Raw genomic sequence first — 16690 nt, forward strand, 5'->3', positions numbered from 1 at the left:
GAGGTGCCGAGTGGTGGGGCAAGAGCCCTTTTGGTTACTTTTGGGGCTCTTTTCCAAAAGTGACCCGCTGTAAGAGCGGAACCATAAGTGGCCGTTACCGCAGCAACGGATATGCCCCCAATCAGCCCCCCAATCAAACCAGATGCAGATGGTTATCCCAAAGCCCCGCCGGCAACTCCAGCGGCTTGCCCACCAACGGCACCTGCCGGCAATCATAAAACCGGCAACGCCCCTGCCCGGAAGTCACCACAAACCCATCAGCCACCGCACCCACCCCGGCACAATCCGGCAACGGCCCGTCCAGCAGCAACTGCGCGCTGTCCATGTTCCAGATAAAGAATCGATTCCCCCGTGGCGCCGTCAACGCCACCAGCCGCAACTCGCTGTGCACCGCCACACTGGCCGTGTAATGCCCCATGGCCTGCAACTGCTCATCCGCCACCGGAAACGCCACAAACGCCTGCCCCGGCCGCTTGATCGCCAGCAACTCCGACCGCTCATGAGACGCCCCCATGAACTGCTGCCCCGCGAGGATCGTCCCGTCGCTGGCAATCCCCATATGCCGCACACTGTTCATCTGCTGGCCCAGGGTCTCCTTGCTCAACAGCGTCCCGTCGCGCTTCATCAGGACCAGGCTCGGCTCCATGGCATTCAGGTTCATCTCGACCCGGCTCTCCGCCTCGGTACGAATCCCGCCATTAGCCACCACCAGCGTCTCGCCATCAGGCATCCACGACACCTGATGCGGCCCAATCCCATGGGTAGAAATCTCCCCGGTGTGCACCAGCCGCTCACCCTCGAACCGGTACACCCCCAGCAAACCGCGACCCGGGTCAGACGTGTCGTTCTCCGTGGCATACAACCACTCGCCATCCTTGTGCACCACCGCATGCCCGTAAAAGTGGCGATAGGCCTTGGAGGTGATGGTTTGCAGCAGCGCCCCGTCCCGCAGGTCGATCAGGTAACTCTCGGTGCCCGGCCGGCGGGCGACAAACAGCGCAATCGGCAGCGTCGGGTGGTTGATGATGTCGTGGCAGCGCTGGCCGACCTCGGTGGCAAATACCTGCTTGCCGTCCAGGCGAAAGCCGACGGCGTAGTGCCTGCCATCACTGTCATCCCGCGCCGAGAGCAGCAGCGGGCTTTTGCCCTTCTGCTTGAACAGCGTCCAGCCGCCCAAAGTGATCGCACTGAGCAGCACGCTGCCGAGGGCCAAAGCCTGTCGCCTGAGCATCATCAGTCACCGTCGTTGGCGTTAAAGCCCAGTTGGATGCCCAGCGCCTTGGCCAGCTCGCCTTCGTGCAGGCGGTGGACGACGTTGAGGCTGTCGTAGATATCGTTGAGTTGCTGGCGCCCGGCATCGTCGGCCAGCATTTCATTCAGCGTACGCTGGTTGCTGGCGAAGAGTTTCAGGGAGGCGGCATACGCGGCGTCGATCTTGTCAGCCAGGGGCTTTTGATCGGCAGGCAACAGGCCGCGCAGGCCTTTGTTGTCGACGCCGACCCAGACGGTCTGGGCGGCAGCCAGGCTGGCTTCCAGGCTTTGCAGGGACGACTGGCTGCGCCACGCATCGGCCTGGAACGGTTGCGGGATGCCCTTGGTCTGGCGGCCCATCGGGGTGCCGAGTTTTTTCTTCAGGGTGTCCAGCGCAGTCACTTGAACCCGCAGCAGGTCGGCGATGGCTTCGTGGGAATCGGCGTAGCGCTGGTTAGGAAACTTGGTCATCTGCGCCAGCATGCCGTCGGTGCTGTTCCAGCTCGACAGGATCTCTTCGGCCAGCAGTTTCTGGCGCTCGCCGATGGCTACCAGCAACGGGCAGTAGCGGGCTTTTTGCGTCTCGTCCGCCAGATCGGTCTTGGCGTCGTAGAGGATGTATTCGTAGGCCGACAGGCCCTGCACCACGACGCTGGATTTGGCCAGGGTGGCGGCGTCGATCTGTGGTTGGGCGGTCACCAGTTGCTCGACTTGACGACCCACCAGGTTTTTCTTGTCCGGCCAGAACTGCACCTGCCACGAGCGGTTGCCCTCGGCCAGCGGGCCGATCAGCAGCGGTTGCAACTCGGCCCAGGCCTTTTGCGCGTGCAGGAAGTCGGCGCGGGCGGTCTCCAGGCTTTCCTTGCCCTGGCAGTAGGCCAGGGCGCTGACGGCCAGTTGGCGGTCGGCTTCAACCCAGCGGCTGTAGGTCGGCAGGATCACTTGCTTGGCGATGGCCGCCGAGGTCACCGCTTGCGGGTCCTGGGGCGAGCACGCACCGAGGGCGAGGGCGGCCAGGCTGGTGAACAACAACTTGGGACGGAACATGTCGAGCTCCCTTCTGTAATTAGGACAAAGCTTATAAAGAATTCAGAAATGCCAGCAACGCGGCGCGCTGCTCGGCATTGAACGACAACACATGCTGCTGCGCCGCCTGGGCTTCACCGCCGTGCCACAGCACGGCCTCCATCAGGTTGCGGGCGCGGCCGTCATGCAAGAACTGGGTGTGGCCACTGACGGCTTGCGTCAGGCCAATGCCCCACAACGGCGGCGTGCGCCAGTCGCGGCCACTGGCCTTGAATTCGCTGCGGTTGTCGGCGAGGCCGTCGCCCATGTCGTGCAGCAGCAAGTCGCTGTAGGGGCGAATCACCTGGTTAGCCAATTCAGGTTCGGCGGCGGTGGGCGCCGTGGTGAATTGCGGGGTGTGGCAGCCCTGGCAACCGGCCTGGTAGAACAGGTTTTTCCCGGCCAGCACCTGCGGCGCGTTGACGTCGCGGCGGGCGGGGACGGCCAGGTTGCGGGTGTAGAACAGCACCAGGCGCAGGATGTTGTCGCTGACCTCAGGCTCGCCATCCGGGCCATTGCCGTTGGGCGCCTGTTTGCAGGCCACTTGTGCATCGGTGCAGTCATCGAACGGTCTCAGGGAGGTGGTCAGGCCCATATCACCAGAGAACGCGTGAACATTTTGTTGATTGAGGTTCGGTTGCCCGGCTTTCCAGCCAAATCGACCGAGTACGGTCTTGTGTTGCGCGTCGTCCCAGACCCAATTCGCCCGCCCGACAATGGCTTCCTTGTCGGCGGTTTTCGGGTCGGTGTTGCGCAGGATGTCGGCGTCGGGGATCGCTTCGAGCAGCCCCAGGCCGATCATCGGCGGTGCAACCCGCGCCGAGAAGCGCGTGTCGGGGTGCATCGGCCCATAACCGAGCTGGGTGATTTGCAGGGCAGGCTTGCGCAATTCGACCACGGTGCCGTCCTTGAAGCGGACGTTGACCGGCGTGTAGTCGACCCGCACCTTGCCCTCCGGGGCGACGCCGGGCACGGCCATGTCCTGCAATTGCCCACCGTAGACCGGTTCGGGGACTACACCCAGTTGCTCGATGACCTTCGCATAGGGCGGTGCATCGGGAATCGACAGGCGTACCAGCATCGACACCGCGTTGGGCGCATCGGGCAATGGCGGATGCCCACGGCCATCCTTGATATGGCAGTTCTGGCAGGCATTGGTATTGAACAGCGGGCCCAGCCCGTCGCGGGCAGTGGTGGTGGACGGGGCAATCACCCAGGGGCTGCGAAAGAAACTGTTGCCGACGCTGAAGTCCAGGCGCCGGGTGGGCGACAGGTTGGCCGAGGGCAGGGAGAAGGCGTTCTGGTCGGTCTTCCTCACCGTGGTCGCGCCACCGGCACGCGCTTCACCAGGCTCGGCCTTGGTGAATCGCGGGGCGTCATCGCAGGCACTCAGGCTCAAGGCCATCAACAGTGCAGACAGGCGAAGGGGCGAACGGGACATCAGTCTTCCTGAACGTAGGCTTAAAATAAGGCCGCAAAGTCTAACAGGGCAGGGCGGATTGAATAAGAGCAATTATCGTTTGGTGGTATCCGATTCATTACCGCTAGAATGACCGCACATTTTTCTCTGGAGGTGGCCAATGCAGGCTCTCGACGCTTTGCTCAACCGTGTTTCCGTGCCGCGACTGCTGGACCCGGCACCGACCCAGGAGCAGCGCGACCTGCTGTTCGCCGCTGCCATGCGCGCGCCCGACCACGGCCAGCTGCGGCCTTGGCGCTTCCTGACGGTGGAGGGTGCGGCACGTGAGCGCATGGGCACCCTGCTGGCCGAAGCCGCCCGCCTGCAGGACGCCGACGCGCCCCAGGCCGCGATCGACAAGGCGCAGAACGGCCCGCTGCGGGCGCCGTTGGTGGTGGTGGTGATTGCCCGCCTGCAAGAACATTTCAAAGTGCCAAAATCCGAGCAGCTGCTGGCGGCGGCCTGTGCGGCTCACGGGATTCTGCTGGCGGCGTACGCCCAGGGGATCGGCGCGGTGTGGCGCACCGGTGAGTTGTCGTACTCGGCCCATGTCGCCAAAGGCCTCGGGCTGAAGGCGGATGAGGAAGTGATTGGCTTCCTCTACCTGGGCACCCCACAAAACCCGCCGCGTACCGCGCCGAAAGAAGACCTGGCGCCGTTTGTGGCGGCCTGGACAGGTCAATAAGGCACCGCGACTCTAAATGTGGACGGGCTTGTGTGGGAGCGGGCTTGCTCGCGAATGCGGTGTGTCAGTCAATACATGTACCGACTGATCCACCGTATTCGCGAGCAAGCCCGCTCCCACATTGGGTGCTTACTGGCTTCAAGCCCGGGTCAAACCCGAAACTGATCCATCAGCTTCATCTGCTGGCTGGCCAGGGCATTGAGCTGGCTGCTGATGGCCGCCGATTCGGTGGCCTGGCCGGTCAGGGTTTCGGTCACTGTGCGGATTGCCGAGACGTTGCGGTTGACCTCTTCGGCCACCGCACTCTGCTGCTCGGCAGCGCTGGCGATTTGCAGGTTCATGTCGCTGATCACCGTCACTGCATCGCTGATCTTGCCCAGGGCCTGCACCGCCTGATGAATCTGCCCGGCGTTGTTCTGCGCCTGGGTCTGGCTCGAATGCATGGTCGCCACCACTCCACGGGTGCCAGTCTGGATGCGTTCGATCACCAGGCGAATCTCCTCCACCGAGTCCTGGGTACGCTTGGCCAGGTTGCGCACCTCGTCGGCCACCACCGCAAAACCGCGCCCGCTTTCCCCGGCTCGCGCCGCTTCAATCGCAGCGTTCAGGGCCAGCAGGTTGGTCTGTTCGGCGATGCTGCGGATCACTTCCAGTACCGAGCCGATCTGCTCGCTGTTCACCGCCAGGGCTTCGACTTCGGTCACGGCCTTGCTGACTTCTTCGGCCAGGGTGGTGATGTCGCGGGTGCTGCGTTCAATGATCTGCATGCCTTCGCGGGCTGACTGGTCGGCGCCGCGGGCCGCGCTGGCGGCGTTGGAGGCGCTGTTGGCCACGTCGTGGGCGGTGGCGCTCATTTCATTCGAGGCCGTGGCCACCTGGTCGATCTCGCGGAACTGCACCTGCATGCCTTCGCTGGTCTGGCGCGCGATTGCCGAGGACTGGTCGGCGGTGCCACGGGCTTCGGTGATGCTTTGCTTGATCTGCGCGATGGTCGGCTGCAGCTTGTCGAGGAAGCGGTTGAACCAGTTCACCAGTTCCCCCAGTTCATCTTTTTTACCGTAGGCCAGGCGCTGGGTGAGGTCGCCGTCGCCGCTGGCGATTTCCTTGAGCATGGCGGCCACGCTGTTGATCGGCCGGGTCACGCCGGTGGCGGTCAGCCAGATCAGCAACAGGCCCAGCAGCCCGGCGGCTGCGCCTACCAGCAACGCCTTGACGGTGCCACTGGCCTGAGCCTTGTCGAGCACCGCCTGGAGTTTGAGCGAGTCTGCCAGCAGCACTTGTTTGGGCAGTTTGATCACCACGCCCCAGGATTTGGCGTCGGCAATCGGTTTGACCGGGTACACGGCGCGAATCGTGCCGTCTTCCTCGCGGATCTTGCGGGTATCGCTGGCCAACAGCTGCACGATTTCCTTGCCTTCGGCGCCAAGGGTGTCGATCAGGTTTTTGCCGACTTTGGCCGGCTCGCCGCTGTAGCCGGCGATCAAGCCGTTACCGGACAGTATTTCGAGAATTCCGGCGCCGTTGAACAGTTCTTTTTGCGCCGCATCAGCGGCCGCTTGCAGGGCATTGAGGGCGAGGTCCACACCGACCACGCCGATCACTTTGCCGTCGACCAGCAGGGGCAGGGAAATGGTGGTCATCAACACCGGCTTGCCGGCTACGGTGTCTTCATACGGGTCCAGCAGGCAGGTGTTTTTTGTGTCCCGCGGGCAGGTGTACCAGATGTTGTAGGGCGTGCCGCTGAGGTTGAGGGTGGTCTTGGTCAGGTCATCCTCGACCATCACGGTGTTCAGGCCTTCACCGCCAGCGCGGCTCCAGTAGCTGGAAAAGCGGCCTTTTTCGTTGGACACACGGGCGGCATCATTGACGAATTCACTGTCTTTGCCATCGAGGGCGTTGGGCTCGAACGACAGCCAGATGCCGAGCACCTTGGTGTTGCGGTCGAAGGCGGTTTTCAGGCTGTGGTTGAGTTCTTCACGCAAGGCCCCGGCATCCAGCGAGCGCTTGGCGGCCAGAGTGCGCAGGTCCTTGATCTGGTCGGCCAGGGCCGTCACCACCAACAGGCTTTCACCGAAGGTTTTTTGCAGTTGCACCGCTTGCTCGGCGGCCTTGGCCTGCAGCAGGTTCTGCACACTGTCGGTGAGCATTCGCGAGCTTGAATCGCTGATGAGTTCGTCGTTCTGGTTGGTCTGGTACAGGTTCATGCCGACCACCAGGGCAATCACCCCCAGCAGGCACAGACCGGACAACAGCACGATTTTCAAGCGAATGGAGAGGGTGTCGAACATAGAAGTACCCGCGAATGGACTTATTAGTATGCAAGCTCAGGCGAGTCCATTCGGCGCTATGCCCGGAACATCGGCTTGGGCCGGCAGTTCATGAGCGGGAGCCGATGAGCGGTAGTGGGGGGTGTCAGGTGGGTTGCGGGAGACGTTCCGGTCGCGACCAGATCCACAGGTTGCCCATGCTCATTCCGGCGATGGCCAGGTAGATCGGCCAGCCGTGGTCGAGCATCACCAGCATCAGGCCGGCGCACAGCAGCATGCTCACGGTGGCGCTGACTTTGGCCCGGCGGGCGATGATCTTGCCATTGCGCCAATTGAACAGGATCGGCCCGAACAGCCGGTGGTTTTCCAGCCAGGCACTCAGGCGCGGCGAGCTTTTGGTGGCGGCCCAGGCGGCCAGCAGGATGAATTCGGTGGTGGGCAAGCCCGGTACCACAATCGCAATCAAGCCGATGCCCAGGCTGACGTAGGCCAGCAGGCCGAACAGGACGCGGGCGATTTTGGATGAGGATTGGGTTTTGCCGGTCATGGGTGCGGTTTGCATGGATGGATTTACGAAGGATTCAAATTGAAACCGGATCAAAATGTGGGAGCGGGCTTGCTCGCGAATGCGGTGGTTCAGTCAATATATCTGGTGACTGAACCACGGCATTCGCGAGCAAGCCCGCTCCCACATTTGATTGCATTCCAATCAGGGAATCAGGCCAGTTCAGGGGCGCTAGCGTACGCCTGTTCCAGCAACACGGTGAAGCGCACGAACGCATCAATCGCGCCTTTCTCCACTTCGGCTTCTTCTTCAGCGGTGAATTCCAGTGCGTCGAGGGTGCGGGTGAAGCGCTTCCAGCCTTCAGCGCGCCCCCCCGCCGGCTCGCCCAGGTGACGGGCACCGAAGGTTTCGCTCAAACCCAGGCCCACGGCACGCTTGATCAGGAACGCGGCGCCCAGCTTGGAGCCTTCGGACACGAACAGCCAGCCCAGGGCTTCGGCCTTGCTCGGGTTTTTCACGGCGCCGGCGACCGGGGTCGGTACTTCGGTGTCCAGGTCGCCCAGGTCCAGTTTGGCTGCTTCGGCACGGCAGCGTTCGGCGAGGTCAGGGACGATCTTGATCAACTCGGCATCGTTGTACAGCGCCACCAGCTCCGACTGGAACAGGTACTGTGCGACCACGAAGCGGGCGAAGTTGGCCTGGGTTTCAAACGGTGCATGGGCTTTCACCAACGCATCGAGCTTGGTGTGCGGCTCGTTGGTGATCTGGTTCAGGCGCTGGGAGCGCAGGGCTGCACGTTCTGCGGTAGGGGAGGCGGTCATCGGGGAGTCCTTGAGAAGAGAAAGCGTCTGGTTGCCAGGCTGTTATGAACTAGACGAACCAGAAGACGCGTCACAGTAAAAAATCCTCACCCCGGCGCAGATTAAATCGCGCCGGGGTGAGGCTACGTGGATCAGATGTCCCAGATCAGATTGATCGCAAAGTTGCGGCCCGGCTGGGTCAGGCGGTCGAGGTTGGCCGGTCCGGTCACACCGGCTTCGCCGACGCTGTCGTAGCTGCGCACGTCATCCCAGTTCCAGTATTTCTTGTCGGTCAGGTTGTACAGGCCGCCGTTGATGGTCACGTCGTTGGTGACCTTGTAGAAGCCAGTCAGGTCGACGATGCCGAAACCCGGGGTCTTGAACGGGCCGTTGGCGCTGTTGCCGTCAGGGGCGAAGAAGGTGGTGCTGTCGACGCGGTCCTGTTTCTTGACCAGGGTCCAGCTGACCAGGGCACCGTAGTTCTGCTGGTCATAGCCCAGGCCGAACACGCCCTTGAGCGGGTTGACGCTGTTCAACGGTTCGCCGTTGTCGTCATTGCGCCCGTAGGTGTAGGCAATCGAGCCTTGGGTATACAGGCCCTGCGGTGCGCCGAATGCGTCGAGGCTCAAGCGGCCCTTGGCCTCCACGCCCTTGATGGTGGCGTGCTTGATGTTGTTGGCTTCGAACTGCTGGACGGTGCCACCGGCAACCGAGGCATCTTCGTCGATGAAATCACGGTACTTGTTGTAGTACACCGCCACATCAAACGAGCCCGAGTCGAAGTTGCCGCGAATCCCGGTTTCGACACCCCGGCTGCTTTCCGGCTTGAGGTCCGGGTTGGGTTCGACGGTGTAGCCCTGCTGCAGGTTTTCAAAGCGGCCATACAAGGCCTTGGCCGATGGCGTGCGATAGCCTTCGGCGTACTGGCCGAACCAGGTGTATTGCTCGGTCAGGGCATAAGTGATGCCGAATTTTGGCGTTACACGGTGCCAGTTCTTTTCCGAATCGCTGTGGTCGTAGATGCGTGTCGGGTCAACGGTATTGAGGAATTCCTGGGTCAGCTTGGGTTTGAGCTGGATGTAGTCGTACCGCACGCTGGGCAGGAAGGTCCACTTGTCCCAGGCAATCTGGTCCTGGGCAAACAGCGCGTAGGAGTTGATGGTCGGGTCGGGGAAGTCGCTGGCTTTTTTCACGCTGTCGGCGGCCGACGGGCTTGGTGCACCGATGGCGGTGCAGCCTGCGCCGACCGCCAGGCAGGTCGCGGCGCCCTCACGGGAACCGGTGACTTTCTGCTGCTTGAGGGTGGTGCCGTAGGTCACGACATGGTCGGTTTCGCCGATGCTGAAAGCCTTGTCCAACTGCGCGTCGAATACCCACTGCTTCTCTTCGTACAGGGTCTCGCGGGTGCGCAATACCTTGCGCGATGGCTGGTAGATTTCTGCGGTGGTCTGGTCGGTCTTGGCGATCTGGTAGTTGAGGCTGGTCTTGATGTGATCGGCAATCGGCGAGTCGAGGGCGAACTTGTTTTCGATGCCGAAGCGTTCGCGGGTGATGGTGTCGTTGCCCGTGCGGCCGCGGTAGAAGTTGAAGCCCTGGCCACCGACAAACGGGCCACCCACTGCGTTTTTCAGGTTGGTGTCGCGATCGTCCTTGAACTTCTCGTAGGTCAGGCCCAGGCGGTTGTCTTCGCCGTAGTTCCAACCCAGTTTGGCCAGCACGTTGGTGGTGCGCGCATCTTCCGGGTTGGCGCCGGTGCGGGCCAGGCCGGTGGCGTTATTGCCATCGTAGGATTCCATCTCGTGACCGTTGCGCTGGCTCAGGTGCAGCAAGCCGTCGAAGTCCTGCACGCGACCGGCGACGGTGCCGGAGGTCAGCCAGCTCTCATCGGCGGAGCTGTAGCCGGTCTTCAGGCGCGCGCCGTAGTCCTGGCCGGGCTTGATGATGTCGTTGGGGTCAAGGGTGAAATAGCTCACCGCGCCGCCGATGGCGCTGCTGCCGTACAAGGCCGAGGCCGGGCCGCGCAGGATTTCCACGCGCTTGACGATTTCCGGGTCGACGTAGTTGCGGCGGGTCTTGGCGTAGGGGCCGTTGAAGAAGTTGTCGGGGACTTCGACGCCGTCCACCTGGGTCAAGATGCGGTCGCCGTCGATCCCGCGAATGTTGTAGCCGGCATTGCCGGAGCGGGTGCCGGCACCGCCCACCGAAACACCTGGCTCATAACGCACCAGTTCGCGGATGGTGTTGACGTTCTGGCGGTCCAGTTCTTCGCGGTCGTGCACGGTGACGGTGCTGGGCACGCTGTCCACGGCCTGTTCCTGGCGGGTGGCACTGATGGTCATCTGTTGCAGGGTGATGGCACCGACGGCGACGCGTTTTTCCAGCACGATGTTGTTGTTGCCCAGTTTGCGATAGCCCAGGTTGGTCCCCACCAACAGCCGGTCCAGGGCTTTATCCGCCGGCAATGAGCCGCGCACGCCAGGGGACGACACACCCTGGCCCAGTTCTGCCGGCAGGCCGACTTGCCAGCCGGTCACCGCGGTGAAGGCGTTCAGCGCCGAGACCAGGGATTGCTGCTCGATGCTGAAGCTGTAATTGCCCTGGCTGCGGCTGGCAGGCTCGGCGGCGGTGGCGGCCATGACGGGCGCACCGGCCAACAGGATTGCAGCCGTCAGCAGCGACAAGCCCTGGCGGCGAACGGGCGAAGAGGACCGGCGGTTGAAACGAGACGACATCGAGAGCGCTCCGGAAGGTACGAATCTTATAGTTGCGCACTGAATCAAATAGGAATCAGTTGCATTGGCTATAACGAGACGTATCGTCGCTGGCTATCGAGTAAAAATAATTCTCATTTAGTTCAGGATCACCAGCGCCGGGTATTCCGAGAGCTTGGCCGAGGTGATGTGGGCCAGTGAGCGCACCACGTCGAGCGGCTGGTCGAGCCGGTAATTGCCGGTGACGGCCACGCCGGCGAGCCTGTCGTTGTTGTTGACGATCCAGCCGGGGTAGTAGCGACGCAATTCGGCCAGCACTTCGCTCATCGGGCAGTTTTCGAAGATCAGCCGGCCGTCGACCCAGGCCAGATCCTTGGTGGTGTCGAGTTTGGCCGGTTGGCCGAAGCCCTTGGGCCCGATGCGGATACTTTCACCGGCGCTCAGGCGCACCCGCGCGTCGTCAAACGTGTTGCTCAGGTCGACATCACCACGCTGTACCTGAACCTGGGCTTCACCGTTCAAGTAGCGCACCGCGAAAGAGGTGTCGCGCACGCTGGCGCGCACCGGGCCGGCGTCGATTTCCAGGGGCAGGCCACGGCTGGGCAGCACTTCGAAAAATGCCTCGCCCTGATACAGGCGGGCGATGCGCTGGTGGTCCTTGATGCTGCTGGAGAAGGCTGAGTTGGTGTTGAGCAACACTTTCGAGCCATCGTCCAGCTGCAGGCGCTGGCGCTCGCCCACCACGGTCAGATGGTCGGCCTGCAGGCGCATAGGCAGGTTGCTGAAGCTGAACAGGCCCAGCAGCAAGACGGCGGCAGTGGCCAGGGGCTTCCAGTGCGGTTTGATACGGCGCCAGGCGCTGGGTTTGCGTGGCGCATTCAGGGCGACGGCAGCGCTGTGAACGGGCGCGCCGCCCCAGGCAGTCTGGGCCTTGATGAAGGCTTCGGCGTTTAACGGGTCGTTGGCGAGCCAGGCTTCAAATTCCGCCTGCTGCCCGGGTTGCGGGCACTGCAACGCGATCAGCCAGTCGAGGGCTTGGTCCATGGCCGCGTCTTGCAACACCTCATGAGCCAGCTCATGGGGGTGCCGTTGATTCGGTTCCGTCACGGTGTTCCTCGGGTCTTCGCCACGTTTTAATCAAGAGTCCTACAGACTGTGCCGCCAAAGCTTAAGGGCGATCCAGTCTTTCGGCCACACCTATGCAGATGGCCATGATCAGTTTCAGTTCCTTCTGCACGGTGCTCAGGGACACGTCGAGCTTGTCGGCGATCTCCTGATAGCTGCAACCGTGCAGGCGGCTGAGGATGAATATCTGCTGCTGGCGGGCGCTCAACTGGCCGAGGCTGACACTCAGGTGCTCGAGCAATTGCTCGGCCTGTGTCGCGTCTTCGGGGGTGCTGACGGGGGAGGCGACGCTTTGCAGGACGTCCAGCGGGACATCTTCCTGCAGGGTGCGGGCCTGAATCCTGCGGGCGCGCAGGTGATCCAGCGCCAGGTTGCGCGCCGTCTGGTAGACAAAGGGTTCAAGGTGGTCGATCGGCCGTTCGCTCAGGGCCCGGGTAACGCGCAGGTAGGTTTCCTGCAACAGGTCCTCGGCGGTGCTGTGGTTATTCACCATCCGCTGCAAGGTGCGCAGCAAAATCACCCGTTGGGTGAGGAAGACTTGGTTGAAACGAGATTGGCTCACAGTGATACCAGACCGATTTGCAGCGAATGATAATGCTTATCATCAACGCAAATGGCAAGTGGCACTTTGGATTACTGTAGGAGCGAGCTTGCTCGCGAAGGGCGTCAACGATATCGCTGGCATCCTGAATAAACGCGGTGGTTTTGCGTTTTTCGCGAGCAAGCTCGCTCCTACAGGCCGAGCATTACTCGGCGTTGCACAGCGCCAGGCAGTTATCCAGCATCCGGTTCGAGAAGCCCCACTCGTTGTCATACCAGGCCAGCACTTTCAGCAGTTTGCCGCTGACCTTGGTGTGATTGGCGTCGAAGATCGACGAAAGCGGGTTATGGTTGAAATCACTGGAAACCAGCGGCAGGGTGTTGTAGCCGAGGATTTTCGAGTGCTGGCTGGCTTCTTTCAGCAGCGCGTTGACCTGCTCGGCACTGGCTTCTTTTTTCAGTTGCACGGTGAGGTCCACCAGCGACACGTTGATCACCGGTACACGCACGGCCATGCCGGTCAGCTTGCCTGCCAGTTCCGGCAGCACCAGGCCCACGGCTTCGGCAGCGCCGGTCTTGCTCGGGATCATGTTCTGGGTGGCCGAGCGCGCGCGGTACGGGTCGGTGTGGTAGACGTCGGTCAGGTTCTGGTCGTTGGTGTAGGCGTGGATGGTGGTCATCAGGCCGCTTTCGATGCCCAGCTCGCGGTGCAGCACCTGGGCCACGGGCGCCAGGCAGTTGGTGGTGCAGGAAGCGTTGGAGATGATCTGGTGGGATTGACGCAAAATGTCATGGTTTACCCCGTACACCACGGTGGCATCGGCGCCCTTGGCCGGGGCCGAGATGATTACCTTGCGCGCGCCGGCGGTAATATGGGCGGCGGCCTTGTCACGGTCGGTGAACAGACCGGTGCATTCGAACACCACGTCCACCTTGTGCGCAGCCCAAGGCAGGTCGGCCGGGTTGCGAATGGCACTCACGGCAATCCGGTCACCATTCACGGTCAGGCTTTCCTGATCATGAGCGACCTCTGCGTCGAAAGTACCGTGGACGGTGTCGTATTTAAGCAGGTGGGCATTGATCGAGCTGTCGCCGAGATCGTTGATGGCGACGATCTGCAAATCCTGACGGTAGCCTTGGGTATAAAGTGCGCGCAGGACATTACGGCCAATACGGCCAAAACCATTGATAGCGATACGTAGAGTCATTGGAAGGTGCCTGTCGTCGATTTGTTGTAAGAATTACAAGATTATTCGCATAAAAATAGAAAACAAGCCTTTTTAGTGGCAATATTTTGTTCAATCTACAACGAGTGACCTGAATCAACTGGTCCGATTGGTCAAGCAACACCCTGCCAACCTCTTCGCGGCGGGCTTTTGACCAGCATAGACACTCAGGTCGCCACATCCGTTAGCCTGGAGTTCTATACATGCATCCCCGCGTACTTGAGGTCACCGAACGGCTTATCGCCCGCAGCCGTGCAACCCGTGAGGCATACCTTGCGCTCATTCGCGGCGCTGCCAGCGACGGCCCGATGCGCGGCAAGCTGCAATGCGCCAACTTTGCCCACGGCGTGGCCGGGTGTGGCACCGAAGACAAAAACAGCCTGCGCATGATGAACGCCGCCAACGTGGCAATTGTTTCGTCATATAACGACATGCTGTCGGCCCACCAGCCATACGAACATTTCCCCGAGCAAATCAAAAAGGCCCTGCGTGAAGTCGGTTCTGTTGGCCAGTTCGCCGGCGGTACCCCCGCCATGTGCGACGGCGTGACCCAGGGCGAGCCAGGCATGGAGCTCAGCCTGCTGAGCCGCGAAGTGATTGCCATGTCCACGGCGGTAGCGCTGTCCCACAACATGTTCGACGCCGCGCTGATGCTGGGTATCTGCGACAAGATCGTCCCCGGCCTGATGATGGGCGCCCTGCGCTACGGCCACCTGCCGATGATCTTCGTACCGGGCGGCCCGATGCCGTCGGGGATCTCCAACAAACAGAAAGCCGACGTGCGCCAGCGCTACGCCGAAGGCAAGGCCACCCGCGAAGAGCTGCTGGAATCGGAGATGAAGTCCTACCACAGCCCGGGCACCTGCACCTTCTACGGCACCGCCAACACCAACCAGTTGCTGATGGAAGTCATGGGCCTGCACCTGCCGGGCGCCTCGTTCGTCAACCCGTACACGCCGCTGCGTGACGCCCTGACCCGCGAAGCCGCGCACCAGGTCACGCGCCTGACCAAGGCCAACGGCAGCTTCACGCCGATCGGCGAGATCGTCGACGAGAAATCCATCGTCAACTCCATCATCGCCCTCAACGCCACTGGTGGGTCCACCAACCACACCCTGCACATGCCGGCCATCGCCATGTCGGCGGGCATCATCCTGACTTGGGATGACATGGCCGACCTCTCCGAAGTGGTGCCGACCCTGTCCCACGTGTATCCAAACGGCAAGGCCGACATCAACCACTTCCAGGCGGCGGGAGGCATGTCTTTCCTGATCCGCGAACTGCTGGAAGCCGGCCTGCTGCACAACGACGTCAACACCGTGGCCGGTCATGGCCTGAGCCGCTACACCCAGGAACCGTTCCTAGTGGACGGCGAGCTGGTATGGCGTGAAGGCCCGATCGAAAGCCTCGACGAAACCATCCTGCGTCCCGTGGCCCGTGCGTTTTCCCCGGAAGGCGGCCTGCGGGTAATGGAAGGCAACCTCGGCCGGGGTGTGATGAAGGTTTCCGCCGTGGCCCTCGAACATCAAATCGTCGAAGCCCCGGCCGTGGTGTTCCAGGACCAGCAAGACCTGGCCGACGCGTTCAAGGCCGGTGAGTTGGAAAAAGACTTTGTTGCGGTGATGCGTTTCCAGGGCCCGCGCTCCAACGGCATGCCGGAATTGCACAAGATGACCCCGTTCCTCGGCGTGTTGCAGGATCGTGGCTTCAAAGTGGCGTTGGTAACAGACGGGCGCATGTCCGGCGCGTCGGGTAAGATTCCCGCCGCGATTCACGTCAACCCCGAAGCCCAGAGCGGCGGGCCACTGGCACGTGTGCGCGATGGCGATATCATTCGCGTGGATGGCGTCAAAGGCACCTTGGAGCTTAAGGTGGACGCCGAAGAATTTGCCGCGCGCGCGCCTGCCACGGGCCTTCTGGGCAATAACGTGGGGGCCGGTCGCGAGTTGTTTGCGTTTATGCGTTTGGCTGCAAGCTCCGCAGAGCAGGGCGCCAGCGCCTTTACCTCTGCCTTGGAGACACTTAAGTGAAGCTAGCGCTGGTCGGTGATATCGGTGGTACCAACGCCCGTTTTGCGTTGTGGCGGGATCAGGAGCTGCATTCGATCCGCGTCCATGCGACGGCGGATCATGCCAGCCCGGAGGAGGCGATCCAGGTCTATCTGAAGGAAGAAGGCCTGGCCATCGGCTCGATTGGCGCGGTGTGCCTGTCGGTCGCGGGGCCGGTGAGTGGAGATGAATTTAAATTCACCAACAATCACTGGCGCCTGAGCAAGACTGCGTTCTGCAAGACCTTGCAGGTGGACGAGCTGCTGCTGGTGAATGATTTTTCGGCCATGGCCCTGGGCATGACCCGCCTGAAGCCCGACGAATTCCGCGTGGTGTGCGAAGGCACGCCGGAGCCGTTGCGCCCTGCGGTGGTGATTGGCCCGGGCACTGGCCTGGGCGTCGGCACCTTGCTCGACCTCGGCCATGGCCGTTGGGCGGCATTGCCGGGGGAGGGCGGCCATGTCGACCTGCCCGTGAGCAGCCCGCGTGAAGCCCAGCTGTGGCAGCACATCTACAATGAGATCGGCCATGTCAGCGCTGAAACTGCCTTGAGCGGTGGCGGTTTGCCCAGGTTGTACCGGGCGATCTGCGCGGTGGACGGTCACGAGGCGGTTCTGGAAACCCCCGAGGCCATCACTGCTGCCGGCCTGGCGGGTGATCCGATTGCCCTGGAAGTGCTGGACCAGTTCAGTATCTGGCTGGGCCGGGTCGCCGGTAACAACGTGCTGACCACCGGCGGTCGTGGCGGGGTGTACATCGTGGGTGGGGTGATCCCGCGCTTTGCCGATTTCTTTATCAAGAGTGGTTTTGCCAGGAGTTTTGGCGACAAGGGCTGCATGAGCGACTACTTCAAAGGCATTCCGGTGTGGCTGGTGACGGCACCGTATTCAGGGTTGACAGGTGCTGGTGTGGCGCTTGAGCAGGCATTTGCGTAGGCAGTGATGGCCTCTTCGCGAGCAAGCCCGCTCCCACATTCAATCCCATTCCAACTGGATGAATGAGGTCGAA

13 protein-coding genes and 1 pseudogene are annotated in these 16690 nt (G+C 62.1%); 3 read left to right on the plus strand and 11 right to left on the minus strand.

Annotated elements, in window-relative coordinates; genetic code table 11:
* Nucleotides 1-133: 133 nt before the first annotated feature.
* From HX817_RS24930 to HX817_RS24940, 3 genes are read right to left on the minus strand one after another with little or no spacing between them, the layout of a single operon-like run.
* Nucleotides 134-1231 (minus strand): DUF1513 domain-containing protein, encoded by a 1098-nt coding sequence (locus HX817_RS24930; protein WP_177041520.1) that lies wholly within the window; start codon nucleotides 1229-1231, stop codon nucleotides 134-136.
* A gap of 2 nt (nucleotides 1232-1233) precedes the next feature.
* Nucleotides 1234-2298, minus strand: coding sequence for an imelysin family protein (locus tag HX817_RS24935; RefSeq protein WP_102369806.1), 1065 nt, complete (start codon nucleotides 2296-2298; stop codon nucleotides 1234-1236).
* A gap of 31 nt (nucleotides 2299-2329) precedes the next feature.
* Nucleotides 2330-3757: a di-heme oxidoredictase family protein gene (locus tag HX817_RS24940; protein WP_008435515.1), complete on the minus strand. Its 1428-nt coding sequence runs from the start codon at nucleotides 3755-3757 to the stop codon at nucleotides 2330-2332.
* A 139-nt stretch (nucleotides 3758-3896) separates the two neighbouring features.
* Here HX817_RS24940 and HX817_RS24945 point away from each other — a divergent pair, with 139 nt between their 5' ends.
* Nucleotides 3897-4460 (plus strand): NAD(P)H nitroreductase, encoded by a 564-nt coding sequence (locus HX817_RS24945; RefSeq protein ID WP_003214103.1) that lies wholly within the window; start codon nucleotides 3897-3899, stop codon nucleotides 4458-4460.
* A 149-nt stretch (nucleotides 4461-4609) separates the two neighbouring features.
* Here HX817_RS24945 and HX817_RS31645 read toward each other — a convergent pair whose 3' ends face one another.
* The 8 genes and pseudogenes from HX817_RS31645 to gap all read right to left on the minus strand — a co-directional run bounded on the left by HX817_RS31645 (nucleotide 4610) and on the right by gap (nucleotide 13616).
* Nucleotides 4610-5365: a methyl-accepting chemotaxis protein gene (locus tag HX817_RS31645; RefSeq protein ID WP_371103562.1), complete on the minus strand. Its 756-nt coding sequence runs from the start codon at nucleotides 5363-5365 to the stop codon at nucleotides 4610-4612.
* 102 nt (nucleotides 5366-5467) lie between these two features.
* A pseudogene (locus tag HX817_RS31650) lies at nucleotides 5468-6748 on the minus strand (HAMP domain-containing protein); the annotation flags it as partial.
* A gap of 124 nt (nucleotides 6749-6872) precedes the next feature.
* The gene (locus HX817_RS24955) at nucleotides 6873-7274 is read right to left on the minus strand and encodes a YbaN family protein (RefSeq protein WP_008435511.1); all 402 of its coding nucleotides are present in this window, start codon (nucleotides 7272-7274) and stop codon (nucleotides 6873-6875) included.
* Between the two features lie 170 nt (nucleotides 7275-7444).
* Entirely contained in the window at nucleotides 7445-8053 is a 609-nt protein-coding gene (locus tag HX817_RS24960) for a biliverdin-producing heme oxygenase (protein ID WP_177041484.1), read from the minus strand.
* A 131-nt stretch (nucleotides 8054-8184) separates the two neighbouring features.
* Nucleotides 8185-10764, minus strand: coding sequence for a TonB-dependent receptor (locus HX817_RS24965; protein WP_177019289.1), 2580 nt, complete (start codon nucleotides 10762-10764; stop codon nucleotides 8185-8187).
* A gap of 117 nt (nucleotides 10765-10881) precedes the next feature.
* Nucleotides 10882-11850: a FecR domain-containing protein gene (locus HX817_RS24970; protein WP_177041486.1), complete on the minus strand. Its 969-nt coding sequence runs from the start codon at nucleotides 11848-11850 to the stop codon at nucleotides 10882-10884.
* A gap of 61 nt (nucleotides 11851-11911) precedes the next feature.
* Nucleotides 11912-12430: an RNA polymerase sigma factor gene (locus tag HX817_RS24975; protein ID WP_003214115.1), complete on the minus strand. Its 519-nt coding sequence runs from the start codon at nucleotides 12428-12430 to the stop codon at nucleotides 11912-11914.
* A gap of 184 nt (nucleotides 12431-12614) precedes the next feature.
* Complete coding sequence (gene gap, locus HX817_RS24980; RefSeq protein WP_003214117.1) at nucleotides 12615-13616, minus strand: type I glyceraldehyde-3-phosphate dehydrogenase; 1002 nt, start codon at nucleotides 13614-13616, stop codon at nucleotides 12615-12617.
* 221 nt (nucleotides 13617-13837) lie between these two features.
* Here gap and edd point away from each other — a divergent pair, with 221 nt between their 5' ends.
* Together edd and HX817_RS24990 are read left to right on the plus strand one after the other, a co-directional pair.
* Nucleotides 13838-15664: a phosphogluconate dehydratase gene (gene edd / locus HX817_RS24985; RefSeq protein WP_003214119.1), complete on the plus strand. Its 1827-nt coding sequence runs from the start codon at nucleotides 13838-13840 to the stop codon at nucleotides 15662-15664.
* Nucleotides 15661-16617: a glucokinase gene (locus tag HX817_RS24990; RefSeq protein ID WP_003214122.1), complete on the plus strand. Its 957-nt coding sequence runs from the start codon at nucleotides 15661-15663 to the stop codon at nucleotides 16615-16617. Before edd ends, HX817_RS24990 begins: the two co-directional genes overlap by 4 nt.
* Nucleotides 16618-16690: the final 73 nt, after the last annotated feature.

The sequence above is a fragment of the Pseudomonas sp. C6002 genome (genome assembly GCF_013385805.1).
Taxonomy (GTDB): domain Bacteria; phylum Pseudomonadota; class Gammaproteobacteria; order Pseudomonadales; family Pseudomonadaceae; genus Aquipseudomonas.